A 25,525-nucleotide genomic window follows, 5' to 3' on the forward strand; every position below is an offset into this window, starting at 1 on the left:
ACCGTTCCCGTTGCAATGCCTGGAATGCACGGGAAGATGCAAATGCGGGACACCTATGCCTGAGGTCATGTTTGCCGGCCCTGATGGCCGCCTGGAAGGTCGATACCACCACTCAAGCGCGCCCAACGCGCCGCTTGCCCTGGTGCTCCATCCTCACCCGCTGCATGGCGGTACCATGAACAACCGCATCACCTACGCCATGTACCGCGCGTTCGAGAAAATGGGCTTCTCGGTCATGCGCTACAATTCGCGCGGGGTCGGGCGCTCGCAGGGGCGCTATGATGGTGGCATTGGCGAGATTTCGGATGCCGCCGCCGCCCTTGACTGGATGCAGATGGTCAACCCCAACGCCAGCGGACTGTGGATCGCGGGGTATTCCTTCGGGGCCTTCGTGGGCATGCAGCTGCTCATGCGCCGTCCCGAGATTACCGGCTGGATCAGCGTCGCCCCGCCTGCCAACTACTATGATTTCGGCTTCCTCGCCCCGTGTCCATGCGGCGGGCTGATGATTGCGGGCGAGAACGATGAACTCGTGCCCGAGCCCGCCGTGCGCAAGCTGGTGGACAAGCTGAACACCCAGAAGGGCGTGAGCGTTGATTACCGCATCTTCAAGGGGGCCGACCATGTGTTTGCCAACCAGGCCGAGCAGGTGGCCGAAGCGCTTGAAGACCATGTGAGCACGGTCATGAACCGCAAGATGCTCGCCCTCGCGGCGGACTGATTGCGCCATCTGCCGGTTCCGGGCGGTTTCATCAACGCCTGCGAACATGCTAGAGGCTTGTCCGCGCCGGGGTTGCCCGGCCAGCGACGGACCTTACAGCGCGGAACAGATCATGCCCAAGAGTGAATTCCTCCGGGAAGCCGAAGCACGCGGCTTCATATTCCAGTGCACCGACATGGAGGCCCTCGACGCCGCCATGCAGGCCGGACCGGTGGGGGGCTATATCGGGTTTGATCCCACGGCGGACAGTCTGCACGTGGGCAGCCTGATCCAGATCATGATGCTGCGCCTGATGCACCGACACGGCCACCGCCCGGTGGCCCTGGTGGGCGGTGGCACCGCGAAAATCGGCGACCCCTCCTTCCGCGAGGAAGCCCGCCAGCTCATGACGGCGGAAACCATCGCCACGAACCTGCGCGGGGTGGAAGCGTGCCTGCGGCAGTTCCTGCCGCTGGGCACCGGCCCCGCCGAACCACTCCTGACCAATAATGCCGACTGGCTGGACAAGCTCTCCTACATCGACCTTCTGCGCGATGTGGGCATTCATTTTTCCATCAACCGCATGCTCTCGTTCGACTCGGTGCGCTCGCGGCTGGAGCGTGAGCAGGGGCTGACCTTCCTGGAGTTCAATTACTCCATTCTCCAGTCCTATGACTTCCGCGAACTCAACCTCCGTCATGGCGTGACGCTCCAGATGGGGGGATCGGACCAGTGGGGCAACATCGTGTCGGGCATCGACCTGGTGCGCCGCATGAACGGGGCGCAGGTTTTCGGCCTGACAACGCCGCTGCTCACCACGAGTTCCGGCGCCAAGATGGGCAAGACGGCGCAGGGCGCGGTGTGGCTCTCGGCAAAGCGGCTGCCGGTGTTCGATTACTGGCAGTTCTGGCGCAATGTGGAGGATGCGGATGTGGGCCGCTTCCTCAAGCTGTTTACCGAACTGCCCATTGAGGAATGCGACCGCCTGGCAGCCCTTGAGGGGGCCGGGATCAATGAAGCGAAAAAGGTGCTGGCCACCGAGGCCACGGCGCTGTGCCACGGCCGCGCCGCCGCGGAGGAAGCTGCCGAGGCCGCCCGCCGCACCTTTGAGGAAGGCGCCGTGACGGCTGCCGCCCTGCCCACCACCACCGTGCCCGCCGCATTGCTGGCCGAAGGCGTACCGGCCTTCCGCCTGTTTGTTGAAGCCGGTTTTGCCGCCAGCAATGGCGAAGCCCGCCGCCTGATCCGTGGCGGGGGGGCGCGCGTGAATGACGTTGTGGTGAAGGACGAGGCGCAGGTCATGACCGATGCCGACCTGATTGATGGCGCGATCAAGCTCTCATCGGGGCGCAAGCGCCATATTCTGGTGCAGCCGGCCTGAGCCATGGCGCGCAGGCCCGCACGCAAGGCAGCCCCGGCGCAGCAGGCTGACCTGTTTGCGCCCGACGCACCGCCGCCTGCTCCTGCGCCACTGGCCGACCTGTCCGCCCTGCCGCCTGTCGCGCCAGAGTTATGGGCGCGGCTGGCCTACTCCCAATTCCGCGCCCGCTTTCACCTTGGGGCCAAGGAGCGGGATTATCTGGCCAGCCGGGGCCTGCCTGAAGTCATGCGCCACGCAGCCGACTTCATCGCCACCCGCCTTGCCCCCGCCCAGCCCGCGCGTGATGGCAGGCAGACTCCATGGCGCGGGCACCCGGTGTTCATTGCCCAGCATGCCACCGGCACCTGCTGCCGGGGCTGCGTTGCCAAATGGCATGCCATGCCCGAAGGCGTACAGCTTGATGCTGCACAGCAGGCCTACCTGCTGGCCGTGATACAGGAATGGATCCGGCGCGATGGCAGCCAGAACTCATAAGGAAGTTTTTGGTGAAGCTTTTTTCAAAAAAAGCGGCCCCCAGAAACTCTTATTGTCTTTTTATCAATAAGTTGTTTTCAAACAGTTCCTAAATCTTTTTCCAAAAAAACGCGGCTTTTATCCATCAACCCGCGCCCAAACTTCACCTTCGCTGATCCAGCTTTCATAGGATTGCGGCATCGGCCCCGCCGCCTCCATGCGGCCACTAGGGGCCTGCGCGCGGCCATCCGCGCCAAAGGTCCACATATGCAACGGGCAGACAATGCGGCCATACAGCACGTATCCGTCAGACAGGCGGGCATTGCCATGCGGGCAGCGGTCATCAATCACGGCAGGCTGGTCGCACTCCACCATCCACACCACCACGGCGCGACCATCCCACACCACGCGCTGCGGGGCCGCGCGTGCTGCCAATACGGTGCATAACGCGCGGGAACCCGGTGGGGCCTGTTTCATTGAGTGCATGCTCACGCTCCGCTGGTTTGCGGTTATCATTTTACGCACCGGGCGTGTGTCGTCTATCCTGCGGGGCAGTTTCCGCAGGCCTGCGGCACGCCGCCTGCCTTTTACAGGATATGATTACGCATGGCTCTTTCCCCCCGGCATGAACATCTTCTGGACCGCCTGGCCGAAGTCGCCGTTCGCGTGGGCGTGAATATCGCGCACGGGCAGCAGCTTCTCATCACGGCCCCGCTCGACGCCGTGCCGCTGGTGCGCCGCATTGCCGAGCACGCCTACCGGGCAGGCGCATCCCTGGTCACGCCGTTCTATTCCGATGACGTGACCACGCTGGCGCGCTTCCACCATGCGGCGGATGACACGCTCGACACCGCCGCCGACTGGCTGCATGAGGGCATGGCCAGCGCCTACCGCAAGGGGGCGGCGCGCATGGCCATTACCGGTGGCAACCCGGTGCTGCTGGCCAATGAGGATGCCGAGCGCGTCTCGCGCATAGGCCGCGCGGCCTCGAAGGCGGGGCGGCCTGCCATGGAACTGATCACGCGCTTCGCCATCAACTGGAACATCGTGGCCTTCGCCACACCGGCCTGGGCGGCACAGGTCTTTCCCGGCGTGCCGGAGGAAGAAGCCGTCAGCCGCCTGTGGGATGCCATCTTCCAGGCCTCGCGCGTGATGGTGGATGACCCGGTGGCGGAATGGAAAGCCCATAACGCCCACCTGCACAAGCGGGCCACATGGCTGAACGAAAAGCGCTTCGCCGCCCTGCACTTTACCGGCCCCGATACCGACCTGACCGTGGGCCTCGCCGATGGCCATGCCTGGGCAGGCGGCGCGGAACCGGCAGGCAACGGCATCGTGTGCAACCCCAACATCCCCACCGAGGAAGTGTTCACCACGCCGCATGCCCGCAAGGTCAGCGGCACGGTGCGGGCCACCAAGCCGCTGTTCCACCAGGGCACGCTGATCGACGATATTGCCGTGCGCTTTGAAGAGGGGCGCATTGTCGAGGCCCATGCCAGCAGCGGGCTTGACGTGCTCAACCGCATTCTCGACACCGATGAGGGCGCGCGCCGCCTTGGTGAAGTGGCCCTCGTGCCCGCCTCCTCGCCCATCTCGGCAAGCGGCATCCTGTTCCGCAACACCCTGTTTGACGAGAATGCAGCCAGCCACATTGCCCTTGGCCAGTCCTACGCCAAGTGCATGCTTGATACCGACAGCCTGACCGAGGCCCATCTGGCCGAACAGGGCGCCAATACCAGCTTCATCCATATTGACTGGATGATCGGGTCCAGCAAGATCGATGTCGACGCCATCAACCACGATGGCACACGCGAACCCCTGATGAGACAGGGCGAATGGAGCAACCAGCCATGACCGCTTCCTTCCTGCGCCGCACCCTTGCCGCCTCCGCCTGCACGCTTGCGCTGGCCACCGGCCTGATGGCCATGCGCCCGGCCGCAGCCCAGCAGCCGATGCAGCAGAACGCCACCGGGCAGGCCCAGCCGACGCCTGCCCAGCAGGCCGCCATTGCCCGTGACATGAAGACGGTGGCCGAATACAGGCTGCCCAAGGACTTCTTCAGCCGCATGATGCCGGTGATCGAGCAGATCCGCCAGTCGCGCATCTCCCCGCCCGAGACACCCAACATGTCGCTTGAGGAGACGATCAAGCGCACCGAGGCCATGCCCGCGCTCCAGCCCATTCTGGAGCATTATCACATGACCGCGCGTGAGTTCGTGATGGGCATCACCACCTTTGGCCTGACCAGCGCCGTGATGCAGCACCCGGCCCAGGACAGCCGGAACATGCCACAGCTCAACCCCGATAACGTCAAGCTGCTCCAGTCGCATCAGGCCCAGACGCAGGCGCTGATCCAGGCGATGGGCGGCAGCGAGGGTGAAGGCCAGCAACCCGGCACGCCCCAATAAAATACTGAAAAAAGAATAAAAGTTTTTGGGTGTCGCCTTTTTTTAAAAGGCGGCATTCTTTTGAAGCTTTTTGAAAACAGCTTCACCAAAAACTTTGACTCAGGGCCATCTGCCCGTAAGCAGTGCCGTAACCCGGGCCATGACAGCCGCCTGCGTGTACCGCGCAAGGGCGCGGGTCCGCCCGGCTGCGCCCATGCGTTCGCGCAGGGCCGCATCCTGCACCAGCCGCCCAAGGGCGGTGGCCAGCGCGGCGGCATTACCGGGGGCGACCAGCAGCCCGGTCTCCCCCGCCACGACCTGCTCACGCGGGCCGCGAATGGTTGTGCTGACAACCGGCAGGCCACACAGCATGGCCTCGATCACGCTCATCGGCAGCCCCTCGAAATGGCTGGGCAGGGTAAAGATATCCGCCGCCGCCATCAGGGCCGCCACGTCCTCGCGGTAGCCCACAAACACCAGCCGCGCGCCCAGCCTTGCACGGGCCGCGGCAAAACAGGCCGCAAGGTCCGCGCCCCGGTCGCTCGGCAGGCGTTCCCCCACAATCCACAACACCGCGTTATCAGGCATGCGCTCCATCGCCGCCAGCAGTTCGGGGTAGCCCTTGGCGCGCACCAGCCTTGATACGGCCAGGATAACCACCTGCCCCTCCCCCACGCCCAGCGCCGCGCGCAGCCGGGCGCGGGCCTGCAGGTCGGGGTGGAAGGTGGCCGGGTCACGCCCGTTGCCAATGGCGGTGGCATGGCGGTGAATGCCCAGCCTGCGGGCATCGCGCGCTTCTTCCTCCGATACGGTGAGGTAGATGTCGGTCACGCGCCCGGCCAGCCATTCCAGCACCAGCGCCGCAACGCGCCGCACCCTTGAGCCGGGCTGGTTGAACAGAAAGCCGTGGCAGGTATAGGCAATGCGCGGCACGCCACACCACCAGGCGGCAAACCGCGCCAGCAGGCCGCTTATGGGCATGTGGGCATGCACCATGTCAGGCTGTTCCGCCCGGATGACACGCACCAGCGCCCGCCATGCCCGCCACTGCGCCACAGGCGAGAGCGTGCGCGACATGGGCACGCACACCACGCGCAGCCCATCGGCGCGAACCGGCGCGAGCAACGGGCCATCAGCGCACACGCCCGCTACATCATGCCCTTCGGCCCGCAGCGCCTGCATGAGGGGGAAGAGAAACTGCCGCATCGAGAAATCAACATTCGTGATTTCCAGAATCTTCATGTCAGCAGGAGCAGTTTCTCACGCTTCAGCCCCCAGCGCACCACCTGCCGCATCTTGCCGGGCGGCACATCGCCAAGCGGCGTGCTGCCCTGTGGCGGCGGGGCCGCGGGTTCCACGCCAGCCTCCTGCCCGCCTTCCGCCATCCTTGCCGCCGGTTCTACCTGCACCACAAGCTGAAGCGTGCGACACGGCACCTGCCCGCCGGAATAGACACTCTCCTCAATCGAGACCACGCCGCCTTCCGCACGGAAGCGCCAGTGCTGCTCGCCAGCGGAAAGCAGGATGGAACCATCAAGCGCATCGACTGCCGTAACCGACGGATGCAGGTGCAGCCGCAGCGCGAAGGCCAGTTCGCGCTCGCCCTCCAGCGTTTCCTCGCCGCGCAGGATCTCGCCATCGGCCGAAAGGTAAAGCCTACGGTAATACGTCGCCCCGGCAGAGGCATGGTAGCCATCATGCGACAGGTTGAGCCAGTGCGCCCCTTCGGCCACCGCGTGCTCCACCCCTACATGGGTGGGGCGACGGCGGACGGTGCCATCCTCGCCAAATTCGGCGGATGACATGCCCTCCACCGTCACGACCGCGTGCGCCGCCGTCTGCCGCAGGGCGTCCTTCCATGCGGGCAGCACGCCGCCGCCGCAATTGACGATCAGGCGCTGGCGCGCGCACGAGAACTCGAACGACAGCGTGCCCGCATGCGCATTGTGGTCAAACGGGGCCGGGGCGGGAATGCCCGCATCGACCAGAAGCAGCGAGCGCACGGCCTGCATGCGCACGAACCCGCCATCGGGCATGACACTGGCCACGACCCGCGTGCGCGTGGCCTGCGACAGCACCATGTCGATCAGGGCGGCACTGCGCTCATGGCTGCCATTGAACAGCGCCAGCCCACCATCGCCATGGCGCATGGCGCGCAGCACCGGGCTCATCTTGTCCAGCGCCAGGGCCACCGAATGCGGCAGCGCGTGCTGCACCGCCTGCATCATGGCCCGCATCTCGGCCAGTTCGCGCAGGGCGCGCAACTGCACCTCCGGGCTGCGCTCGATGTGCCAGCCATCGGGCAGGATCTGGCTTTCCACCACGTTGTCGATATAGCGGCGGTAGCGGGTCAGGAAACCGGTATATTCCGGCATGGCCACGGCCACGGCCAGCAGCCCCTTGAGTGCCGTCAGTCCCTGCCAGCCCGGCTGCTCGGGCGGCATGAGGGCTGCGATCATACGCCCTTCCACCAGGATGCGGGCCATGAGGCGCTGACGGAATGCATCACTGGCGGAGGCTGCAAAGAAATCATAATGCCCCAGCCACGCCGCGACCCGCGCGCCGATCACCCCGCATTCAAGCGCCATCGGGCTTTGGGAGGGATGGTGCAGCCAGTCATCCACCAGCGCGCGCGCCTTGAGCCGCGCGGCATCGGTGCCCACGGCGCGCAGGTCGCGCAGCCAGCGGAAGCTGAGCAGCCCTTCACGGAAGGCAGGCTCGAATGCCGGGTCATCCCACTGCCCCGGCCCGACGGGGTGGGTATAACCCGCCCATGTCAGGCTGCCACGCGCAAGCCTGGCGCCAGCGGTGGTATTGCCCGGCCACAGGTCACGCACGTTGTGAACGGGGGCGGCAGGCAGGTACCTGCCATCACCAAAAAGCGGAAGGCGTGCAAGGGAGACGCGCATGACGCGCGCGAAGCGGGTCAGTGCCATGGGCACTCACCACCACGATGGATCGGCAAGCCCCGCCTCACGCCGGGCTATGCGCCCCGCTGCGCAGGGCCGCTATGGCGGCACCATAATCGGGCTGCCCATAGACGGATGTGCCCGCAACCAGCACGTCAGCGCCCGCGGCAACGGCCAGCGGCGCGGTTTCAGCGGTGATGCCGCCATCCACGCCAATGCGGATGTCGCGCCCGGTGGCATCGGCCATGCGGCGCAGGGTTTCGATCTTGCGAAGCTGGCTGGTCAGGAATTTCTGGCCGCCAAAGCCGGGGTTGACGGTCATGACAAGGATCATGTCCACCAGGTCGAGCACCTCGCCCACCGCCTCGGGCGGGGTGGCGGGGCAGATGGCAACACCCGGCTTGACGCCGTGGTCACGCACATGCTGCAGCGAGCGGTGCGTGTGCGGCCCGGCCTCGACATGCAGGTGGATATGGTCGGCCCCCGCCCTGGCGAATGCCTCGATATAGGGATCGACCGGCGCGATCATGAGATGCACGTCAAACGGGAGTTCTGATTTGGGGCGCAGGGCCTTGATCAGTTGCGGCCCCATGGAGAGGTTGGGCACGAAATGCCCGTCCATCACATCAAGATGCAGCCAGTCGGCGCCAGCGGTTTCAACCGCGGCGACTTCCTCCGCCGCGCGTGAGAAATCCGCAGCCAGCAGGCTCGGCGCGATAAGGGGGGTGTTCAGAGCAGCCATCCCTGTTTTTTAACAGAAATCCCTGCCCGACGCCAACCTTTCATCACACCGCCCCCCGGTAATGTGTCCGCCTGCCACACGGGGGCGGCAGTCCCGCTCAGCCCCGGCGGAAGCGCGCGGCAAAGAAGCCATCCATGCCGCCCCGGTCAGCCAGCATGCCCGGATGGGTGCGCAGCCAGCCCTCGGGCGTGCGGGCCTGGGGCAGGAAGGCCAGTTCCTCGGGCGTGAACGGATCGGGGACCAGGCCCATGGCCATAGCCGCGCGGGCACGCTGCTCGCCTTCCTCGGGCTGGAGGGAGCACACGGCATAGACCAGCCGCCCGCCGGGGCGCAGCATGTCGCGGGCTGCGGCGAGCAGGCGGTCCTGCCCCTCGGTCATGGTGGTGATGTCACGCGGGCGCTTGATCCACATGGCATCGGGGTGGCGGCGGATGGTACCGGTGGCCGAGCATGGTGCATCGAGCAGGATGGCATCGAGCGGGGCCTCGGGCTTCCATGCGGCGGCATCGGCGTGGATCACCTTCACGCTCTCCAGCCCAAGCCGGGCGAGGTTGGCGCGCAGGCGCTCAAGCCGCCTACCCTCGCGCTCGATGGCAAACACCTCCGCCCCCGCGCAGGCCAGTTGCGCGGTCTTGCCACCGGGGGCCGCGCACAGGTCCGCCACGCGCTCGCCCTTTGTCACGTTGAGCAGGCGGGCGGGCAGCGTTGCCGCCATGTCCTGCACCCAGAACGTGCCCTCGGCAAAGCCGGGCAGTTCGGCCACCTTCACGCTACCAGCCGCAAAGCGCACGCTGCCATTGGGCATGACCTCGCCACCGGGCGGGGCGTCGCAGCCGGGCTTGATGGTCAGGTCGAGCGGCGGCTCGTGGCCCAGCGCGCTGGCAATGGGGCGGGCCAGCCTGCCCCAGGACTGCCACAGCCACGCCGGCACATCGAGCCGGGGCTGGTCCAGCCCTTCCAGTGCTTCAGTCCCGCCGCCTGCCACCCGGCGCAGCACGGCATTGACCAGCCCCGCAAACGGCACCAGCCCCCGCCTGCGCGCCAGCGCCACCGAGGTGGCCACGGCGGCATGGGCTGGCGTGTCAAGAAACAGCAGTTGCGCCACGCCAATAAGCAGCACCACGCGCACCGGCTCGGGCGGCTCGCGCTTGAGGAAGGGGGCAAGCACCTCGTTTGCCGTGCCCATGTGGCGCAGCACGGTGGCGGCCAGCCGGTGGGCGGCGGCGCGGTCACGCGGTTCGGCGGTGCGTGCGGCGGCGGAATGCTCGAGCGAGGTATCGAGCATGCGGCGGTGCACGATCACCCCTTCAACGATATCGAAGGCAATGTCGCGCGTGGGGTCAGGGGCAACCCTGCCGCCACGCCGGTCGGGGCGGCCCGCGCGATTGCGGCGGGCATCAGGGCGGCCATCGGGGCGGGACGACGGGGACGGGGGAGACTTCATGTAATCCTGACCTGCAAATGCGGCACTTCACAACGCGACGGCGCCTGGGGGCTTGACCGGGCCGCTATTCATGCCAAGCCTAGGGCCATGTCAACATCCGCATCCATAGCACAGGCCCTGAACGGTATCCGCACCCGCATTGCAACGAGTGCGCGCGAAGCAGGGCGCGACCCCTCCAGCGTAGGGCTGGTGGCCGTGTCGAAATTCCATCCGCAGTCCAGCGTCCTTGCAGCGCTCGAGGCAGGCCAGCGCCTGTTTGGCGAGAACCGCGTGCAGGAGGCGGCGGCCAAATTCCCTGAACTGCGCGAGCGCTTCCCCGACCTCAGGCTGCACATCATTGGCGGGTTGCAGACCAACAAGGCGCTGGAAGCGGTTAAAATCGCGGACATGATCGAAAGCCTCGACCGCCCTGCCCTGTCGGACGCACTGGCGCGGGCGGCGGACAGGGCAGGCCGCCTGCCCGGGCTGCTAGTGCAGGTGAACACCGGCGATGAAAGCCAGAAATCGGGCGTGAGGCTGGAAGAGGCCGATGCCTTCATCACCGACAGCATGACCCGCTTTGGTGCCAACGTGCGCGGGCTGATGTGCATCCCCCCGCATGATGCCGACCCCACGCCGCATTTCCGCCTGCTGGCAGGCATGGCGGCACGCCACGGGCTGCCGGTGGTGTCGATGGGCATGTCGGCTGATTTCGAGGCGGCAATTGCCTGCGGAGCCACGCTGGTGCGGGTGGGCAGCGCCATTTTCGGGGCCCGTCCCGCCCACGCCTGAACGTGGCGGAATGGCACCCGAGCACACAGGGGCCTTGCTGCACATGGGGCGAGGCGGTAATGCGGAACTATCCGGTTGCGATGTGATGCCGGTTTTCAGTCTTCATTGCCGCGGAGCCGTCACGACATGACGCAACCCACGGGGCCTGTTGCCCCCGGATCCTCAACGACGCCGGATGGCGGCGCGCACCCCGCGCCTGCCGCACAGCAGGCCAATGCCGCGCCCAAGATTACCGAATACGGCGCCGACCAGCACGAGCATGCCGCAAACCCGGTCGGCTTTGCCGCCCTGCTCAGCGTGCTCGGCGTGGTGTTTGGCGATATCGGCACAAGCCCGATCTACGCCCTGCGCTCGACCATCATGGTCGTATCGCAGCACCACAGGATCGAGCCGTGGGAAATACTGGGTGTTCTCAGCCTCATCATCTGGTCGCTGCTGCTGATCGTGACGGTGAAATACGTCATCCTGATCATGCGCGCCGACCATAATGGCGAGGGCGGGATCATTTCGCTCATGTCGCTGGCCCAGCGCGTGGCGCCGAGCAACCGCATGCGCATCGCGCTCGGCATGGTGGGAATCGGCGGCGCGTGCCTGTTCTTTGGCGATGGCATGATCACGCCCGCCATTTCCGTGCTCTCGGCGGTGGAAGGGCTTGAGGTCAGTTTCCCCGCCGCCCATGACCTTGTCATTCCCATCGCACTCATGGTGCTGGTGGGGCTGTTCTCGGTGCAGTGCTACGGCACGGGCAAGGTGGGCACCATATTCGGCCCCATCATGCTGGTGTGGTTCAGCCTGCTGGGCATCCTTGGCGGGCTTGAAATCCTGCACCACCCCAAGGTGCTGCTGGCCATATCGCCCACCTATGCGGTGCAGTTCATCATCTATCACGGGTGGCTGTCGTTCATTGCCCTTGGCTCGGTGGTGCTGTCGGTTACGGGTGCTGAGGCGCTTTATGCCGATATGGGGCATTTTGGCCGCCAGCCCATCCGCTATGCATGGCTGTTCTGCGTGCTGCCGTGCCTGGCGCTGAACTACCTGGGCCAGGGCGCGCTCATCATCTCCGAGCCCAAGGCGCTGGAGAACCCCTTCTTCCTGCTCGGCCCGCACTGGATGCAGGTGCCGATGATCATCCTGTCCACCATGGCCACGGTCATTGCCAGCCAGGCGGGCATTTCGGGTGGGTTCTCGCTGTGCCGCCAGATCATCCAGCTCGGCTACCTGCCCCGCCTGCGCGTGACCCACACCAATGCGGAGGAAGAGGGCCAGATCTACCTGCCCGAATTCAACCGCTTCCTCATGGTGGGCGCGCTGCTGCTGGTGCTGGCCTTCCGCAGTTCCGATGCGCTGGCCTCGGCCTACGGCATTGCGGTGACCGGCACGTTCATGTGCACCTGCGTGCTGGCGATGGTGGTGTTCCGCAGGCTGTATCACTGGTCGCGCCCTGCGGCGATTGCCACGTTTGGCGGCTTCTTCCTGCTTGATACGACGTTCTTTGCGTCGAACGCGCTCAAGATCCCGCAGGGCGGCTGGGTGCCGGTGCTGCTGGGCGTGGTGCTGACCCTGATGATGACGACGTGGAAAAAAGGCCGCCAGCTCATCATGAACCGGCAGAAGCAGGACAGCATGCCGATGAACTCGTTCCTGGCCCGCCTGCCGCAGTCGCGCATCATCCGCGTGCCGGGCACGGCAGTGTACATGACCGGCAACCCCGATTTCGTGCCTGCCTGCCTGCTGCACAACCTCAAGCACAACAAGGTGCTGCATGACCACGTGCTGTTCGTAACCGTGCAGACGCTGGACCAGCCCGAGGCCGATCACGGCCACCGCGTGGCGTTGCAGGAGCTTGCGCCCGACATCTACCGCATCATCCTGCGCTATGGCTTCATGGAAATGCCCAACCTGCCCCGCGCGCTGGAAGACCTGAAGGCCAGCGGGCTGGACTTCGATGCGCTACAGGCCTCCTACTTCACCAGCCGCGAACTGCTGGTGCGCTCGTCGGTGCCCAAGCTTTCACGCTGGCGCATGTCGCTGTTCCTGTTCATGGCGCGCAATGCAACGCCGGCCACCGAGTTCTTCCGCATTCCGCCTGACCGCGTGGTGGAACTGGGCGTGCGGCTGGCGATCTGACGGTCCTGAACAGAATAAAAGTTTTTGGGTGCCGCCTTTTTTCAAAAAGGCGGCATTCTTTTTGAAGCTTTTTGAAAAAAGCTTCACCAAAAACTTCTGATGGTTTGCAAGGAGTTGCCTTGGAAGGATTTTTACACAAACCCGCATCCGACATAAGCGAGCCGCTGGCGCTGTACGTGCACTGGCCGTTCTGCCTGTCCAAATGCCCGTATTGCGACTTCAACAGCCATGTGCGCGATGAAATTCCCCGCGCCCGCTTTGGCGCAGCACTCAGGCGCGAACTCGCCCACGAAGCAGCCCTGATGGGTGAGGCGCCCGCCGAGCGCCCGACCATCAGTTCCATCTTTTTTGGCGGCGGCACGCCATCGCTCATGGCGCCCGAGACGGTGGCAGGGCTGATTGCGGATGCCCGCGCTGCCTTCGGCTTTACCGACAGTGTGGAAATCACGCTCGAGGCCAACCCGACGAGCGTGGAGACCGGGCTGCTGCGTGCCTTCCGCGAGGCCGGGGTCAACCGCATTTCAATGGGTATCCAGAGCCTTGATCCCGAGGCCCTGCGCTTTCTGGGCCGCGAGCATGACGCGCCGCAGGCCATTACAGCCCTCGAGACCGCGCGAAACCTGTTTGACCGCATCTCGTTCGACCTGATCTATGCCCGGCCGGGCCAGACCGAGGCCGCATGGCGGGCCGAGCTTGAAGCCGCCCTTGCGCTGGTGTCCGATCACCTGTCGCTCTACCAGCTCACCATCGAGCCGGGCACGAAATTCGAGGGGCTGTACCGCCAGGGCCGCTTCCGCCTGCCTGAAGGCGATGACGCGGCACGGCTGTATGAACTCACCGCCGAGGTGGCGGCACGGCACGGCCTGCAGGGCTACGAAATCTCGAACTATGCCCGCCCCGGTGCCGAGAGCCGCCATAACCTGACCTACTGGCGCTATGGCGACTATCTGGGAATCGGCCCCGGCGCGCATGGGCGGCTGACCCGCAACGGCGTAACCTGCGCCACCCGCCGCCACCGCGCGCCCGAGCCGTGGGCCGAGCGCGTGGAGCGCACGGGCACCGGCGCCCATCCTGACGTGCGGCTTGATAACCGCGACCGCGCGCGTGAAATGCTGCTGATGGGCCTGCGCCTGCGCGAGGGCATCGACACCGCCCGCTTTGCCCGGCGCACCGGCATGGCGGTGGTTGACGCGCTTGATGCCGACATCCTGAACATGGCGACCGATGAGGGCTACGTGGTGCTCGACCCTGTAGGCCAGCGCCTGCGCGCCACCGATGCGGGCCGCCTGCGGCTGGAAAGCCTGCTGGCCGCGCTGGTGCTTTGAGGCATTAGGCCATACGATAGGGCCATGCATTCAGGGCAGGGAGATTGCCGCGTGTTGTCATCCATCCTTTCGCGGTCCACCCGCCTCGCCGCCACCGCCGCGGCCCTTGCCTTCATGGCCACGCCCGCCATGGCAGCGCCCGCCACGGGCGGCCCGGAACTGGTCATCGAGGATAACGACTTCCTCGGCCCCGGCGGGTCGGACCAGCTTTCCACCATTCCGCTGCTGTTCAACCCCGATGTGCGCGTGCTGGGCTTTACGGTGGTCAGTGGCGACGGGTGGGAAAATGCGGAATCCGCCCATCTGCGCCGCCTGCTTGAAATCATTGGCAAGACCGACGTGCCGGTGGCCGATGGCGCGGTCTACCCGCTGGTCAACACCCGTGCCGAAATGCGCCTGCATGAGCAGCAATATGGTGCCATTCCGTGGAAAGGTGCGTGGGGCGGCCTTGGCTCCATCGATACCGCGCCCGACATGCAGCCCGCCATCGGCACCATGAAGGAAGGCGCACCCCATACGCCGCCTGCAAAACAGGGCGCCGTGCAGTTCCTGATCGAGCAGGTGCATGCCCACCCGCATGAAGTCACGATCGTGGCCGCAGGCCCGCTGACCAACATCGCCCTTGCCATCCGCGAAGACCCGAGTTTTGCCGAGACGGCGAAACAGCTCATCTTCATGGGCGGCATGCTTGATACCAGCATGATGTCGATTACCGGCAACGCGGATTTCGCCTCCGATTTCAACATGATCTTCGACCCCGAGGCCGCCCACATCACCCTGACCGCGCCGTGGAAGAAGATCACGGTGGTGGGCAGCGTGTCGAACGACCTCATGCTCTCACGCGAGTATCTGGCCCAGATCACCAGTAAAAAAACACCGCTCACCGCCTATATCGGCAGCTATTACGATCCGCTGCCCATGTGGGATGAAATGACCACCGCCATTGCCGCCGACCCCACGCTGGTCACCGAAGCAGTCGATGCCCGCATGGATATCGACACCTCGCGCGGCCCGCATTATGGCCATGCCTTTGTGGTGCCCGAGGCACTCGCCCCCAAGGGCAGCCCCATGCGGGTGATGCATATCGTGCGCAGCATTGATGAAAAGCGCTTCCGCGAGACTTTCGCGCACGAGGCGCAGTCCGATCCTGCGGCCCCTGCGCGGTAAGGGGCGGGCATGCTGCATATGGTCAAGCTGGCGGTTGGCGTGCATTCCCTTGAGGAACTCGCCGCCCGCCAGTCGCTACAGATCCCGCCAGCGGATGACCTTGATGGCACCAGCGCCTCGGGGCAGCCATGGTTCCGCACGCGTATGTATCCACGCCGGGCGGCGGAAATACTTGATGGCGGGTCGATCTACCGCGTGATTGCCGGGCGCATCCTGTGCCGCCAACGCATTACCGCCATCGAACCCGACACGCGCGATGATGGCGTGGCCTGCGCGCGGGTGGTCATGGCGCCCGAGATCATTCCCGTCAGCCCGCGTGCCATGCGCGCCTTTCAGGGCTGGCGCTACCTCAAGCCCGCAGACGCGCCACCCGACCTTCTGGCAAACAGCCATGCGGGCGACATCCTGCCCGAAGCCCTACGCAACGAACTGGCGGAACTGTGCCTGATCTGAACATGCTCCCTGCACCTCCCTCCCTGCGGGACATGACGCGCCTGTTTGTGCTCGCCATTGCAGGCCTCGGGCTTGCCGCCTGCGCCACGTCACCGGGTGGCGGCGGCAGCCACACCCGTGCCAGCTACAACAGTTACTACAAGGGCAAGGCCGCCTATCGCCCGCCAGGTCCTGCGACCGACCCGTGGCAACCCTATATTGCCGATGCCTCCAGCCGTTTTGCCGTGCCGCAGGAATGGATTCGCGCCGTGATCCAGAAGGAATCGGGCGGGCATGAATATATCGATGGTCACCTCACGCGCTCGGCCAGCGGGGCGATCGGGCTGATGCAGCTCATGCCCCCCACCTATGCCGAGATGGAGCGGCGCAACCACCTCGGCTCCGACCCGTATGACCCGCACAACAACATCCTCGCGGGCACGGCCTATATCCGCATCCTGTACGGGCTGTATGGCGCGCCCGGCTTCCTTGCCGCCTATAACGCAGGCACGGAACGGCTGAACGATTACCTTGAAAAAGGCCGCCCGCTGCCCAGCCAGACGGTTCGCTACCTACGCATCATCACCCCCAATCTTGGCAATGAAGTGGCACTGAGCGGACCGCTGGCGGTTTATGGGTCTTCCAGCCAGCGGGTAACGTCCACGCCCGCGCCGCTGGGCAATGGCGGCACGCTCCAGCCCGACCACACCTATGTGCAGTACGCGACCCTTAACCCGCCCGCTCCCGTGCAGCACCGCACTGCCTGCGTGCATGACGCCAACCTCGCCTATGACCCCACAAGTGCCGCCTGCCACACCGATGCCCGCACGGCTGCTGCCGCGGCACCCAGTGCTGGTGCCGGATATGGGGCATGGATGGTGCAGGTTGGCGCGTTTTCAGCGGAGGGGCAGGCCCGCTTTGCCAACTCCATGGCGCGGCAGGGTGATTTTGCGGCCCTGCAGGGCGCGCGCAGCCTGGTCATTCCGGTCAGGCGGCCTGCGGGCGTGATCTATCGCGCCCGCCTCGCCGGGCTTTCGCAATCCGCCGCGACACGGGCCTGCGCCACGCTGAAGGACCAGGGCCTGCCCTGCACCGTCATCCGGCCCGGAGAGTAAGAGACTGTTTGAAAACAGTTCATTGATAAAAAACCACACAAGTTCCCGGACGCCGCCTTTTTTCAAAAAGGTGGCGTTCTTCAAAGCTTTTTGAAAAAAGCTTCACCAAAAACGTCCAACAGTCTCACAAGAAACCTTTATCCGTTACCGCTCATTCAGCGATCACGACCGGGGCGGGCTGGTTTTCCAGCGTGGCGGGCACGTGCAGCGCGGGCAGGTGCAGTGTTGCATGCCGCACCAGCATGACCGATGAAAACCCGAGCGAGAGCGTATAATCGCCTGCCGCCACGGCCCAGTTGCCAGCCGCATTGTTCCACTGCCCCACCAGCCGCAGGCTGACGGGCACGCTCAGCCGCACCGGGTGCCCCGGCGCCACCATGACGCTGCGCCACGCGGCCAGCCTGCGCGGATTGCCCGACAGGTCGGGCGGGGTTTCGACATAAAGCTGGGGTACGGCCCGCACCACCGCCGTGCCGGGATTGGAGAGCGTGAAGCTGGCATTGAGGTGATTGCCCTCACGCGCCACGCGCAGTTCGCTCGGCACCAGCCGCCCGCGGGCCGACAGCCCGTAGCCAAACGGAAATAACGGCACGACATGCGCGCGCTCGAACGCGCGGTAATTCGCATCGACCATGCCCGGCGGGTAAAGCCCGCCCGTCAATGTCACCGGCAGATGACCCGAGAAATCCTGCTGCCCCGACAAAAGCGCCGACAGGGGCTGCGCATATTCATCACGCCATGCCCAGCCCTGCACCACGCTATCGACCGCATCAAGCCAGGGCATCTGCCGGTCGGGGTCATCGGCGGTCAGCACCACGGCCACGTGGCCGCCAAGCTCGGCCAGGGTGGTAATCATCTGGTTGTCGTCATTGCTGGCGCTGAGCACCAGCGTACGGGCCGCCTGCGCGCAGGCGGGCGGCAGGGTGCCCGTCGCCCCCGCGCCATCAGGCGCGGTGAGCACCGTCACGTTCAGCCCGGCATGGCGCAGCCCTTCGGCCAGCAGGTCGGCAGGCCCCCGCATGGCCGGGTGCACCAGCACCAGCACCGGGCCAAGGGCAGGATCAAGGGGCAGGACGCGATTCTCGTTTTGCAGCAGCACCGCACCCTCGGCCTCCACGTCCCCCACCAGCGTATCAACGGGCGGGGGCTGCACGCCGGTGCGGGCGGCAGCGAAAGGCGGCGGGTGGTCAAGGCTGCCCGCCATGTAGAACGAGGCCAGGATATGCGTGACCATGGCCTGCACCTGCGCGGGCTTTATGTGCCCATCGCGCACGGCCTCGCGCAGCATCTCGCCCAGCACGTCGGGCCTGCCGGGGCTGACCTGCTCCATGTCCACCCCGGTCGCGACGGCATCGATCGCGGGCGCGCCATCCGTGCCATGCGCACCACCTGCGGGCATGGCCCCGCCCGGCACGGCCATGATCATGCCGGAAAAATGCCACGCCTCGCGCACCATGGCCTCAAGCCCCGTAACCGCAGCACAGGGGGCCATGCCGCCGCACAGCATCGCGCCGCCATGCGCCACCTCCAGCGCCATGGCCACGCCCAGCAGGCTGTGGGCCGCAAGATCGGAAGCCTTGACCGGCGCGCCGCGCTCGGGGGCCGCGCCATCGGCGCGCACCTGCTCCTCACGCACGACCGAGCCAAAAACCGGCAGCACATGGCCCGATAGCAGCCCCGCGCCGATCATGCCCGCCATGCTGCCCGCCAGCACCTGGTCCTCCCCGCCCTGCAACCGGCCCGAGGGCAGCGTGTCCACGCCCCCCACGCGCAGCACCGCGCGGCCATGCAGCCATTCCGCCCGGGCGCGGGCCACGCCTGCGCGGCGGGCCAGATCGGGGTCCCATGTCGCGGCCAGCGCCAGCCATGGCAGCATGGGCCGGGGCGGGCCATCGCCGGGTTGCACGGGGGTGGCGAAGGTGGGCATGCGCAGCACCGGCAGCCCCAGCCGGGGCACGCCCGGCCAGGCCAGCAGGCCGGGGGCGCCCTCGCCCCCGTCGGTTGCCGGAGCGGGGCGGGCCTGGAGCACGGCCTGCTGCTCGGCAGGTTGCAGGCGGGCGGCCATCTCCGCCGCCCGCGTGCCAGCCGGGCTTGCGGCGAGCGCAACCGCCGCATGCGCCGGAGCGGCAAAGGACAGACCCGCCATGAGCAGGAAGGCAACAGACCCTGTAAGCGCGTGTTTCATCATGTTCCGCAGCAGTTGGCGTGTATGCCCATTTTTGCGCTTCAATGGCCCGATTGTCACGCAGGGCACGGTAAAGTGCCCATGCGACTTGGCGTGGCAGGCGCGGCAGGATATGAAGAAGAATAACGCGACAGGCCGCAACGCCCCTGCCCGGCATGCCCGCCGGTGTCCGGGCGCGTGGCCGGATCACCACATGCGGGGCCATCCCCGGCGTCCACAGAGGCATCATGACCCTTCGCCCGTTCCATCCTGCTCCCTCTGCCGCCCCCTCGGGCCGTGCCCTGCTGCCACGCGCCGCATTCCCCGCCCTGCTTGCCGCCAGCCTGCTGGCCGCCTGCGGCAGCGCGCCGCAGCACGACAAAAGCGGGCTGGCCGTGCCCCAGAACCGCCTGCTCAAGGAAGATCGTGGCGCCAATGGCGGCTCCACGCCGCTGGAAAGCAACGGGGTCAACGCCTTTTTGTGGCGTGGCGCGCTTGATACGCTGTCCTTCATGCCGTTTGTCTCGGCCGATGCCGTAGCGGGCGTGATCCTGACGGACTGGTACACGCCGCCCGCCACCAAGGATGAACGCTTCAAGATCACCTGCTTCATCCTCTCGCGCAGCCTGCGCTCGGATGCGGTGCGCGTGTCGGTGTTCCGCCAGGCCTATGAGGAAGGGCAGTGGGTCGATACCCCCGTTGCCGCCAATACCGTGTCCGACATCACGGCCCGCATCCTGACCCGCGCGCGCCAGCTCCGCACCGATAGCGGCCAGCACTAGGCCCCACGCCCCGCATCAGTCCCGGCCGGGTCGCGCGCTGCCCGGCCCTTTCCGGCGGGCGCATGCCGCCTGCCCTCCGCATACCGAACCAGAAGAAGATGACCGAAACCAGCACCCCTGCCGAAAACGCCACCCCCGCCTATGATTTCCACACGGCCGAGCCGCAGTGGCAGGAACGCTGGGCGGCCTCGGGCATCTTCGACGTGCCGGACGTGCCCCCCGCCGACCGGCCCAAATACTATGTGCTGGAGATGTTCCCCTACCCGTCGGGGCAGTTGCACATGGGTCATGTGCGCAACTACACGCTCGGCGACGTGGTGGCGCGCTACAAGCGCGCGCGCGGCTTCAGCGTGCTGCACCCGATGGGGTGGGACGCCTTCGGCCTGCCCGCCGAGAACGCGGCACGCGAGCGCGGCGTGCATCCGGGCCAGTGGACGATGGACAACATCGCCGCCATGCGCGCCACCCTCAAGCGCCTTGGCTTTTCCTTCAACTGGGACCGCGAGATCGCGACCTGCCTGCCCGAATATTATGGCAAGCAGCAGAAGCTGTTCCTTGACATGCTCAGGGGCGGGCTGGTCGAGCGGCGCGAAAGCTGGGTCAACTGGGACCCCGTGGACAACACCGTACTGGCGAACGAGCAGGTGGTGGACGGGCGTGGCTGGCGTTCGGGCGCGCTGATCGAGCAGAAGAAGCTGTCGCAGTGGTTCCTGAAAATCACGAAATTCGCCCCGCAACTGCTTGATGGCCTGTCCACCCTGCCACGCTGGCCCGAGCGCGTGCGCACCATGCAGGAACGCTGGATCGGCCGCTCGGAAGGGGCCAAGGTCCGCTTCGGCCTGCACGAGCCGCCCACGGGCTTCGATACAGACCTTGATTCGGTCGAGGTCTTCACCACCCGCCCCGACACGCTGTTTGGCATGTCCTTCCTGGCCATTGCCGCCGACCACCCGCTGGCAGCCAAGGTGGCCGTGGGCAATGCGAAGGCGCAGGAATTCATTGCCGAATGCCAGCGCCTTGGCACATCGGAAGAGGCCATCGAAACCGCCGAGAAGCGCGGCTTCGACACCGGGCTGCGCGTCAGCCACCCGTTCATGCCCGACAAGTCCTTCCCGGTCTGGATCGCGAATTTCGTACTGATGGATTACGGCACGGGTGCGGTGTTCGGCTGCCCCTGTGGCGACCAGCGCGACCTTGACTTCGCGCGCAAATACAACCTGCCCGTCACCCCGGTCATCCTGCCGCCAGGTGCCGAGGCCGGCACGTTCACCATGACCGACAAGGCCTGTGATGGCCACGGCACGCTGTTCAACTCCGGCTTCCTTGACGGGCTGGACACGGATGCGGCCAAAAAGGAGGCCATCACCCGGCTCGAGGGCATGGGCGTGGGCCAGGGCGTGGTCAACTGGCGGCTGCGCGACTGGGGCATTTCGCGCCAGCGCTACTGGGGCTGCCCGATTCCCGTCATCCACTGCACCGATTGCGGCGCGCAGCCCGTGCCTGATGACCAGCTACCCGTAAAGCTGCCCGAGGATGTGACCTTCGACCGCCCCGGCAACCCGCTGGAACATCACCCCACCTGGAAGCACGTGGCCTGCCCCAACTGCGGCAAGCCCGCCCTGCGCGAGACCGATACCTGCGACACGTTTGTGGACAGCTCATGGTATTTCGCCCGCTTTACGGCACCGCACGCACCAACGCCCACCGTGCCCGCTGCCGCCGATGGCTGGTTGCCGGTGGACCAGTATATCGGCGGCATCGAGCATGCGATCCTGCACCTGCTCTATGCCCGCTTCTTTACCCGCTCCATGCACGAGACCGGGCACCTGCATGTGGATGAGCCGTTCAACGGGCTGTTCACGCAGGGCATGGTCAACCACGAGAGCTACCGCGACGCGGATGGCAACTGGCTCTACCCCGAGGAAGTCGAGCGCCGCGCGGACAGCGCCGTGCGCCGCGACAACGGCGCGCCGGTCACGATTGGCCGCGTGGAGAAGATGTCCAAGTCCAAGCGCAATACGGTGGCACCCGTGGCCATCATCGAGCGGTTTGGCGCGGATACGGCGCGGTGGTTCGTGCTGTCGGACAGCCCGCCCGAGCGCGACATGGAATGGACGGAATCGGGTGTCGCGGCCTCCGCGCGCTTCCTGCAGCGCCTGTTCCGCCTTGCGCGCGCCGTGGCCGAACAGACCCCGGCAGATGCGCCCTGCCCCGCCACCCTTTCACGTGCGGCTGACGGGCTGCGCCGCGCCACACACCGCGCCATCGCCGCCGTGACCGAGGCGCTCGAAGGCTTCAGCGCCAACGTGGCCGTCGCCCGCCTGCATGAACTGACCTCCGCCCTGGCCGAGGCCGAGAAGGCGGCAGGCGATGAGGGCATGGCCTTTGCCCGCCGCGAGGCCGCCACCATGCTGGCCCTGCTCGCCGCCCCCATGGTGCCCCACCAGGCGGAAGCGATGATGGCGCTGCTTGAACCCGGCGGCAGGCCTGTGGTTGAACGCGCCTGGCCCACCGCCATCGCGGACCTGCTCAAGGCCAGCGAGCTGACCATTGCGGTGCAGATCATGGGCAAGCTGCGCGGCACCATTGCCGTGGCCCCTGACACGCCCGCGGACAAGGTGATCGCCCTGGCTGAAGCCGAGCCGAACGTGGCCCGCCTGCTTGAGGGGGCGCGGATCGTCAAGCGCATCCATGTGCCCGGCCGCATCGTCAATTTCGTGGTTGCGAAATAGACATGGCCATTCCCGTCCGTCGCACCGGCGTGCTGTGCGCCCTGCTCATGCTGGCAGGGTGCGGCTTTTCCCCGATGTACAAGACGACGGGAAGCCATATCGGCCCGGATGGCAGGCCCACCTCCGGCAATGTGCTGGCCGAGCTCAAGCAGGTCTATGTCGCGCGCATCAACGAGCGTTATGGCCAGTTGCTGCGCCAGGCCCTGCAACAGGACATGGGCGGCGCCGGGCCGGAAAACCCGACCCGTTACGTGCTGCGCATCCGCACCTACCTGATGAACGAGGCCGTGGACATCCACGCCGACAACACATCGGGCCGCACCCGCACCACGGCCTTTGCCCACTGGACGCTGGAAACCATGGACAGCGACCCGGAGATGCTGGCCGGGGGCGATGCCTCGGTGGTGGATGGCGTGAACAACAATTACGAGCAGTATTTCGCCCAGACCCTGAACCTTGAAGGCGTGCGCGCCCGCGTGGCCAAGAACCTGGGCGATCAGGTCACGCAGCAGGTGGCAGCATGGTTCCGCACCCATGCCAAGCCCGCCATCAGCGGCTCGGTGCGGGGGCAGAACCAGCCGCGCTACACCGATCCCAACAGCATCATCAACCCCAATAACCAGATGCCTGCCCAGCAACCCGGCGCCGACGGCATGCCCACCATGGCCACCGGCCGCACCGATGCCCAGCTCAACGCGGAAAACAATGGCGGCCTGATGACCCCCGATGAAAACGGCCCCATGGACAATACGCCCGACACCACGACACAGGCCCCTGCAAGCACCCGTCGGGGCACGTCCGCGCTCGAGAACGATGACATGTCGGGCATCAGCATCGGGGGCAACGAGAACCGGTGAAGATCGACGCCCGCTCCGTCAACGCGACCCTGAATGCGCCCGGCGCGCTGCGGGCCATCGTGCTGCATGGAGATGATGCCGGGCTGATCCGCGAACGGGCCACGATAGCCGCACGGGCCATCTGCCCCGACCTCAACGACCCGTTTCGCGTGGCCATTCTGGGCCGCGAGGATCATGACCGGCTGGAGGAGGAAAGCACCGCCCTGTCACTGACCGGCGGGCGGCGCGTGATCTGGCTGCGCGAAGTGGGTGACAGCGTGCTGGCCGCCGTACAGCGCTGCCTGGCGCAGGAGTCGGACACGCTGGTCATCCTTGAGGCGCCTGGCCTGGCCTCACGCTCGAAACTGCGCGCCTTTGCCGAAAAGGACCGCCACTGTGGCGTCATCGGCTGCTACCCCGAGGAAGGCCGCGCGCTTGAAGGCGCAATCCGGCACATGCTGGCGGGGCATAAGGTGGACATTGACCCCGATGCGCTGGGCTGGATGGTTGAACGCGCGGGGCCTGATCGTGCCGCCACCCGCAGCGAGGTGGAAAAACTGGCCCTGTTTGCCGGTACCGGCGGCAGGCTGGGGCTGGAGGATGTGCGCGCCTGCGTGGGTGATGCGGCGGGCGTGTCGCTGGAGGATGCGGCGTTTGCCGCCATGGCGGGCGAGCGCGAAACCGCCGATGCCGCCGCCGAACGCGCGCTGGTGACCGATGGCAGCAGCCCGGTGGCGCTGGCACGCGTGCTGCTGGGCCATATTCACCGCCTGCGCCGGGTGCGACTGGCCATGGATGGCGGGATGGGCCGGGCGGAGGCCATGCGGCAGTTACGCCCGCCGGTATTCTTCAAGCGCACGGACAGTTTCGGGCAGGCACTCAATGCCTGGTCGGCGGCCGCCCTGCTGCAGGCGGCACAGGATACGCAGGCGCTGGAACTGGCCTGCAAGCAGACCGGCAGCCCCGATATCGTGCTGGGGCTGCGGCATGTGGCCCGCCTGTGCGGCCTGGCGCAGAAGGCGCGCAGGCGGCGCTAGCGGGAAAATTGCCCTTGCCCGCGCGCATGGCCTCGGTTAGAAAGCTGGCAGTATGTCCGCGTAGCTCAGCCGGATAGAGCACAGGATTCCTGGTTTTCAAATTGGGCGCCATGACGGGAAACCCCATGGCGGATCTGCTCAAATTCGGGGAACGCTCTGGCGAAAGCCGTGCCAATCCCGAGCCAAGGCCGGTTTATATCGGCAAGGTGTAGAGACTGGATGGGCAGCACCTGTAGACCGCATGCGGTCCATGGTGAAGGGACAGTCCAGACCACGAACGCCATGCTCATGGCGGCGGTGAAAGCCGAAGTGGTATGAATCCTGGGGCCGTGGGTTCGAATCCCGCCGCGGACATACCCTTTCTTTCAGGCATGACCTGAAAGAACAGGGAAAAGCTTTTTCAGCCGCCTTTCCCCAAACGCCGCCCCCGCAATTTCCACCCTTTCAGACACCGGGCCGCGACAGTGCCGGGCTGATCCGCCTGACGGCACAAGCCCGGATGATATTATCCGCCTGATGCACTACCTGCATCGGGGCACTGATCGATAACGCTCTGGAAAGTCGATGCAGGCATATGCCCCGTGACCGCGCCATGGTAGCCAACAATCTTGAAATCGAACCCGGTTTTGGCGAACTGGAAGAATTCATCCTTTGACAGTTTGATGGCGCCGCGTTCATCGATCAGGCAGCCACCCGCACCCATACAGGCATGAGCGTCCGATCCCAGGTCGTTATAGGTGTATTGATGGCCGTCGCTCCACACGGTTTCAGGCGACAGGCGGTTATATGAGTTATATTCAATTCCCACCGCGTAGCCCTTGTCGCGCACATATGTGGCGATGGTATTTAATGTCTGGAGCAGTCCGGGATGATCGGTATGCTTGCCCGAAACACAGGCTGTGGTGCCAGTGTATTTGTCATGTACTATCTGCGGGTGGCTCTGACATCCGCCAAGAGCCAGCATGACCATACCAGACCCTAATATTGCAAGATTCTTCATGGTACAAAAAATTCCTAAACC

The 25,525-nt window shown here is 66.0% G+C and carries 22 protein-coding genes; 15 read left to right on the forward strand and 7 right to left on the reverse strand.

The genetic code is table 11. The features are described 5' to 3' along the window. The first annotated feature begins 55 nt into the window (after positions 1–55). From QEG70_RS08005 to QEG70_RS08015, 3 genes are all read left to right on the forward strand, one after another. On the forward strand, positions 56–721 hold the full coding sequence (locus QEG70_RS08005) for an alpha/beta hydrolase (RefSeq protein ID WP_110569457.1): 666 nt from the start codon (positions 56–58) through the stop codon (positions 719–721). Positions 722–833: 112 nt separating this feature from the next. Further along, positions 834–2,081, forward strand: a complete 1,248-nt coding sequence (gene tyrS, locus QEG70_RS08010; RefSeq protein WP_308720170.1) for a tyrosine--tRNA ligase — start codon at positions 834–836, stop codon at positions 2,079–2,081. 3 nt (positions 2,082–2,084) lie between these two features. Continuing rightward, positions 2,085–2,555, forward strand: a complete 471-nt coding sequence (locus tag QEG70_RS08015; protein ID WP_308720171.1) for a DUF4186 domain-containing protein — start codon at positions 2,085–2,087, stop codon at positions 2,553–2,555. 117 nt (positions 2,556–2,672) lie between these two features. Here the strand turns inward: QEG70_RS08015 and QEG70_RS08020 are convergent, their stop codons facing one another. Beyond that, positions 2,673–3,020 (reverse strand): Rieske (2Fe-2S) protein, encoded by a 348-nt coding sequence (locus QEG70_RS08020; RefSeq protein ID WP_308720172.1) that lies wholly within the window; start codon positions 3,018–3,020, stop codon positions 2,673–2,675. Between the two features lie 120 nt (positions 3,021–3,140). Here QEG70_RS08020 and QEG70_RS08025 point away from each other — a divergent pair, with 120 nt between their 5' ends. Both QEG70_RS08025 and QEG70_RS08030 read left to right on the forward strand, forming a co-directional pair. Next, positions 3,141–4,388: an aminopeptidase gene (locus QEG70_RS08025; protein ID WP_308720173.1), complete on the forward strand. Its 1,248-nt coding sequence runs from the start codon at positions 3,141–3,143 to the stop codon at positions 4,386–4,388. Then, positions 4,385–4,942 (forward strand): hypothetical protein, encoded by a 558-nt coding sequence (locus QEG70_RS08030; protein ID WP_308720174.1) that lies wholly within the window; start codon positions 4,385–4,387, stop codon positions 4,940–4,942. Before QEG70_RS08025 ends, QEG70_RS08030 begins: the two co-directional genes overlap by 4 nt. A 99-nt stretch (positions 4,943–5,041) precedes the next feature. On the opposite strand, the gene QEG70_RS08035 is transcribed toward QEG70_RS08030, so the two are convergent. The 4 genes from QEG70_RS08035 to QEG70_RS08050 all read right to left on the reverse strand — a co-directional run bounded on the left by QEG70_RS08035 (position 5,042) and on the right by QEG70_RS08050 (position 10,016). Then, complete coding sequence (locus tag QEG70_RS08035) at positions 5,042–6,163, reverse strand: glycosyltransferase family 4 protein (RefSeq protein WP_308720175.1); 1,122 nt, start codon at positions 6,161–6,163, stop codon at positions 5,042–5,044. Continuing rightward, positions 6,160–7,857, reverse strand: a complete 1,698-nt coding sequence (locus QEG70_RS08040) for a heparinase II/III family protein (RefSeq protein ID WP_308720176.1) — start codon at positions 7,855–7,857, stop codon at positions 6,160–6,162. The genes QEG70_RS08035 and QEG70_RS08040 overlap by 4 nt, the downstream gene beginning before the upstream one ends. 37 nt (positions 7,858–7,894) lie before the next feature. Further along, positions 7,895–8,572 (reverse strand): ribulose-phosphate 3-epimerase, encoded by a 678-nt coding sequence (gene rpe / locus QEG70_RS08045; protein WP_308720177.1) that lies wholly within the window; start codon positions 8,570–8,572, stop codon positions 7,895–7,897. Positions 8,573–8,669: 97 nt separating this feature from the next. Next, positions 8,670–10,016 (reverse strand): RsmB/NOP family class I SAM-dependent RNA methyltransferase, encoded by a 1,347-nt coding sequence (locus QEG70_RS08050; protein ID WP_308720178.1) that lies wholly within the window; start codon positions 10,014–10,016, stop codon positions 8,670–8,672. A gap of 87 nt (positions 10,017–10,103) precedes the next feature. On the opposite strand from QEG70_RS08050, the gene QEG70_RS08055 reads away from it, so the two are divergent. The 6 genes from QEG70_RS08055 to QEG70_RS08080 all read left to right on the forward strand — a co-directional run bounded on the left by QEG70_RS08055 (position 10,104) and on the right by QEG70_RS08080 (position 16,953). Continuing rightward, positions 10,104–10,787: a YggS family pyridoxal phosphate-dependent enzyme gene (locus tag QEG70_RS08055; RefSeq protein WP_308720179.1), complete on the forward strand. Its 684-nt coding sequence runs from the start codon at positions 10,104–10,106 to the stop codon at positions 10,785–10,787. Between the two features lie 126 nt (positions 10,788–10,913). Then, positions 10,914–12,914, forward strand: a complete 2,001-nt coding sequence (locus QEG70_RS08060; RefSeq protein WP_308720180.1) for a potassium transporter Kup — start codon at positions 10,914–10,916, stop codon at positions 12,912–12,914. Positions 12,915–13,066: 152 nt separating this feature from the next. Continuing rightward, positions 13,067–14,239, forward strand: coding sequence for a radical SAM family heme chaperone HemW (gene hemW, locus QEG70_RS08065; RefSeq protein ID WP_308720239.1), 1,173 nt, complete (start codon positions 13,067–13,069; stop codon positions 14,237–14,239). A 114-nt stretch (positions 14,240–14,353) separates the two neighbouring features. Further along, the gene (locus QEG70_RS08070; RefSeq protein ID WP_308720240.1) at positions 14,354–15,406 is read left to right on the forward strand and encodes a nucleoside hydrolase; all 1,053 of its coding nucleotides are present in this window, start codon (positions 14,354–14,356) and stop codon (positions 15,404–15,406) included. A gap of 9 nt (positions 15,407–15,415) precedes the next feature. After that, positions 15,416–15,859 carry a DUF1489 family protein gene (locus QEG70_RS08075; protein ID WP_308720181.1) on the forward strand — a complete coding sequence of 148 codons (444 nt, stop codon included), beginning with the start codon at positions 15,416–15,418 and terminating at the stop codon, positions 15,857–15,859. Between the two features lie 32 nt (positions 15,860–15,891). Then, the gene (locus QEG70_RS08080; protein WP_308720182.1) at positions 15,892–16,953 is read left to right on the forward strand and encodes a transglycosylase SLT domain-containing protein; all 1,062 of its coding nucleotides are present in this window, start codon (positions 15,892–15,894) and stop codon (positions 16,951–16,953) included. 151 nt (positions 16,954–17,104) lie between these two features. Here QEG70_RS08080 and QEG70_RS08085 read toward each other — a convergent pair whose 3' ends face one another. After that, positions 17,105–19,141 (reverse strand): glycoside hydrolase family 3 C-terminal domain-containing protein, encoded by a 2,037-nt coding sequence (locus QEG70_RS08085; protein ID WP_308720183.1) that lies wholly within the window; start codon positions 19,139–19,141, stop codon positions 17,105–17,107. A gap of 224 nt (positions 19,142–19,365) precedes the next feature. On the opposite strand from QEG70_RS08085, the gene QEG70_RS08090 reads away from it, so the two are divergent. The 4 genes from QEG70_RS08090 (at position 19,366) to holA (ending at position 24,504) form a co-directional block, all read left to right on the forward strand. Further along, positions 19,366–19,899 carry a DUF3576 domain-containing protein gene (locus QEG70_RS08090; protein WP_308720184.1) on the forward strand — a complete coding sequence of 178 codons (534 nt, stop codon included), beginning with the start codon at positions 19,366–19,368 and terminating at the stop codon, positions 19,897–19,899. Between the two features lie 98 nt (positions 19,900–19,997). After that, positions 19,998–22,631, forward strand: coding sequence for a leucine--tRNA ligase (gene leuS, locus QEG70_RS08095; protein WP_308720241.1), 2,634 nt, complete (start codon positions 19,998–20,000; stop codon positions 22,629–22,631). A 2-nt stretch (positions 22,632–22,633) separates the two neighbouring features. Next, positions 22,634–23,488 (forward strand): hypothetical protein, encoded by an 855-nt coding sequence (locus QEG70_RS08100; RefSeq protein WP_308720185.1) that lies wholly within the window; start codon positions 22,634–22,636, stop codon positions 23,486–23,488. Beyond that, positions 23,485–24,504 carry a DNA polymerase III subunit delta gene (gene holA / locus QEG70_RS08105; RefSeq protein WP_308720186.1) on the forward strand — a complete coding sequence of 340 codons (1,020 nt, stop codon included), beginning with the start codon at positions 23,485–23,487 and terminating at the stop codon, positions 24,502–24,504. The genes QEG70_RS08100 and holA overlap by 4 nt, the downstream gene beginning before the upstream one ends. A 505-nt stretch (positions 24,505–25,009) precedes the next feature. On the opposite strand, the gene QEG70_RS08110 is transcribed toward holA, so the two are convergent. Next, entirely contained in the window at positions 25,010–25,504 is a 495-nt protein-coding gene (locus tag QEG70_RS08110; protein WP_308720187.1) for a hypothetical protein, read from the reverse strand. Positions 25,505–25,525: the final 21 nt, after the last annotated feature.

It is taken from the genome of Komagataeibacter xylinus, assembly GCF_031081985.1.
GTDB classification, from domain to species: domain Bacteria; phylum Pseudomonadota; class Alphaproteobacteria; order Acetobacterales; family Acetobacteraceae; genus Komagataeibacter; species Komagataeibacter xylinus_E.

Excerpts from the sequence above, each read along its gene's own strand:
- QEG70_RS08025 (WP_308720173.1), top strand. The coding sequence starts at position 3,141 with ATGGCTCTTTCCCCCCGGCATGAACATCTTCTGGACCGCCTGGCCGAA.
- QEG70_RS08020 (WP_308720172.1), bottom strand. The coding sequence starts at position 3,020 with ATGCACTCAATGAAACAGGCCCCACCGGGTTCCCGCGCGTTATGCACC.
- QEG70_RS08005 (WP_110569457.1), top strand. The coding sequence starts at position 56 with ATGCCTGAGGTCATGTTTGCCGGCCCTGATGGCCGCCTGGAAGGTCGA.
- QEG70_RS08085 (WP_308720183.1), bottom strand. The coding sequence starts at position 19,141 with ATGATGAAACACGCGCTTACAGGGTCTGTTGCCTTCCTGCTCATGGCG.
- QEG70_RS08100 (WP_308720185.1), top strand. The coding sequence starts at position 22,634 with ATGGCCATTCCCGTCCGTCGCACCGGCGTGCTGTGCGCCCTGCTCATG.
- tyrS (WP_308720170.1), top strand. The coding sequence starts at position 834 with ATGCCCAAGAGTGAATTCCTCCGGGAAGCCGAAGCACGCGGCTTCATA.
- QEG70_RS08030 (WP_308720174.1), top strand. The coding sequence starts at position 4,385 with ATGACCGCTTCCTTCCTGCGCCGCACCCTTGCCGCCTCCGCCTGCACG.
- QEG70_RS08040 (WP_308720176.1), bottom strand. The coding sequence starts at position 7,857 with ATGGCACTGACCCGCTTCGCGCGCGTCATGCGCGTCTCCCTTGCACGC.
- QEG70_RS08110 (WP_308720187.1), bottom strand. The coding sequence starts at position 25,504 with ATGAAGAATCTTGCAATATTAGGGTCTGGTATGGTCATGCTGGCTCTT.
- QEG70_RS08080 (WP_308720182.1), top strand. The coding sequence starts at position 15,892 with ATGACGCGCCTGTTTGTGCTCGCCATTGCAGGCCTCGGGCTTGCCGCC.
- QEG70_RS08050 (WP_308720178.1), bottom strand. The coding sequence starts at position 10,016 with ATGAAGTCTCCCCCGTCCCCGTCGTCCCGCCCCGATGGCCGCCCTGAT.
- QEG70_RS08035 (WP_308720175.1), bottom strand. The coding sequence starts at position 6,163 with ATGAAGATTCTGGAAATCACGAATGTTGATTTCTCGATGCGGCAGTTT.
- QEG70_RS08015 (WP_308720171.1), top strand. The coding sequence starts at position 2,085 with ATGGCGCGCAGGCCCGCACGCAAGGCAGCCCCGGCGCAGCAGGCTGAC.
- QEG70_RS08075 (WP_308720181.1), top strand. The coding sequence starts at position 15,416 with ATGCTGCATATGGTCAAGCTGGCGGTTGGCGTGCATTCCCTTGAGGAA.
- rpe (WP_308720177.1), bottom strand. The coding sequence starts at position 8,572 with ATGGCTGCTCTGAACACCCCCCTTATCGCGCCGAGCCTGCTGGCTGCG.
- QEG70_RS08060 (WP_308720180.1), top strand. The coding sequence starts at position 10,914 with ATGACGCAACCCACGGGGCCTGTTGCCCCCGGATCCTCAACGACGCCG.
- QEG70_RS08070 (WP_308720240.1), top strand. The coding sequence starts at position 14,354 with ATGGCCACGCCCGCCATGGCAGCGCCCGCCACGGGCGGCCCGGAACTG.
- leuS (WP_308720241.1), top strand. The coding sequence starts at position 19,998 with ATGACCGAAACCAGCACCCCTGCCGAAAACGCCACCCCCGCCTATGAT.
- QEG70_RS08055 (WP_308720179.1), top strand. The coding sequence starts at position 10,104 with ATGTCAACATCCGCATCCATAGCACAGGCCCTGAACGGTATCCGCACC.
- QEG70_RS08090 (WP_308720184.1), top strand. The coding sequence starts at position 19,366 with ATGACCCTTCGCCCGTTCCATCCTGCTCCCTCTGCCGCCCCCTCGGGC.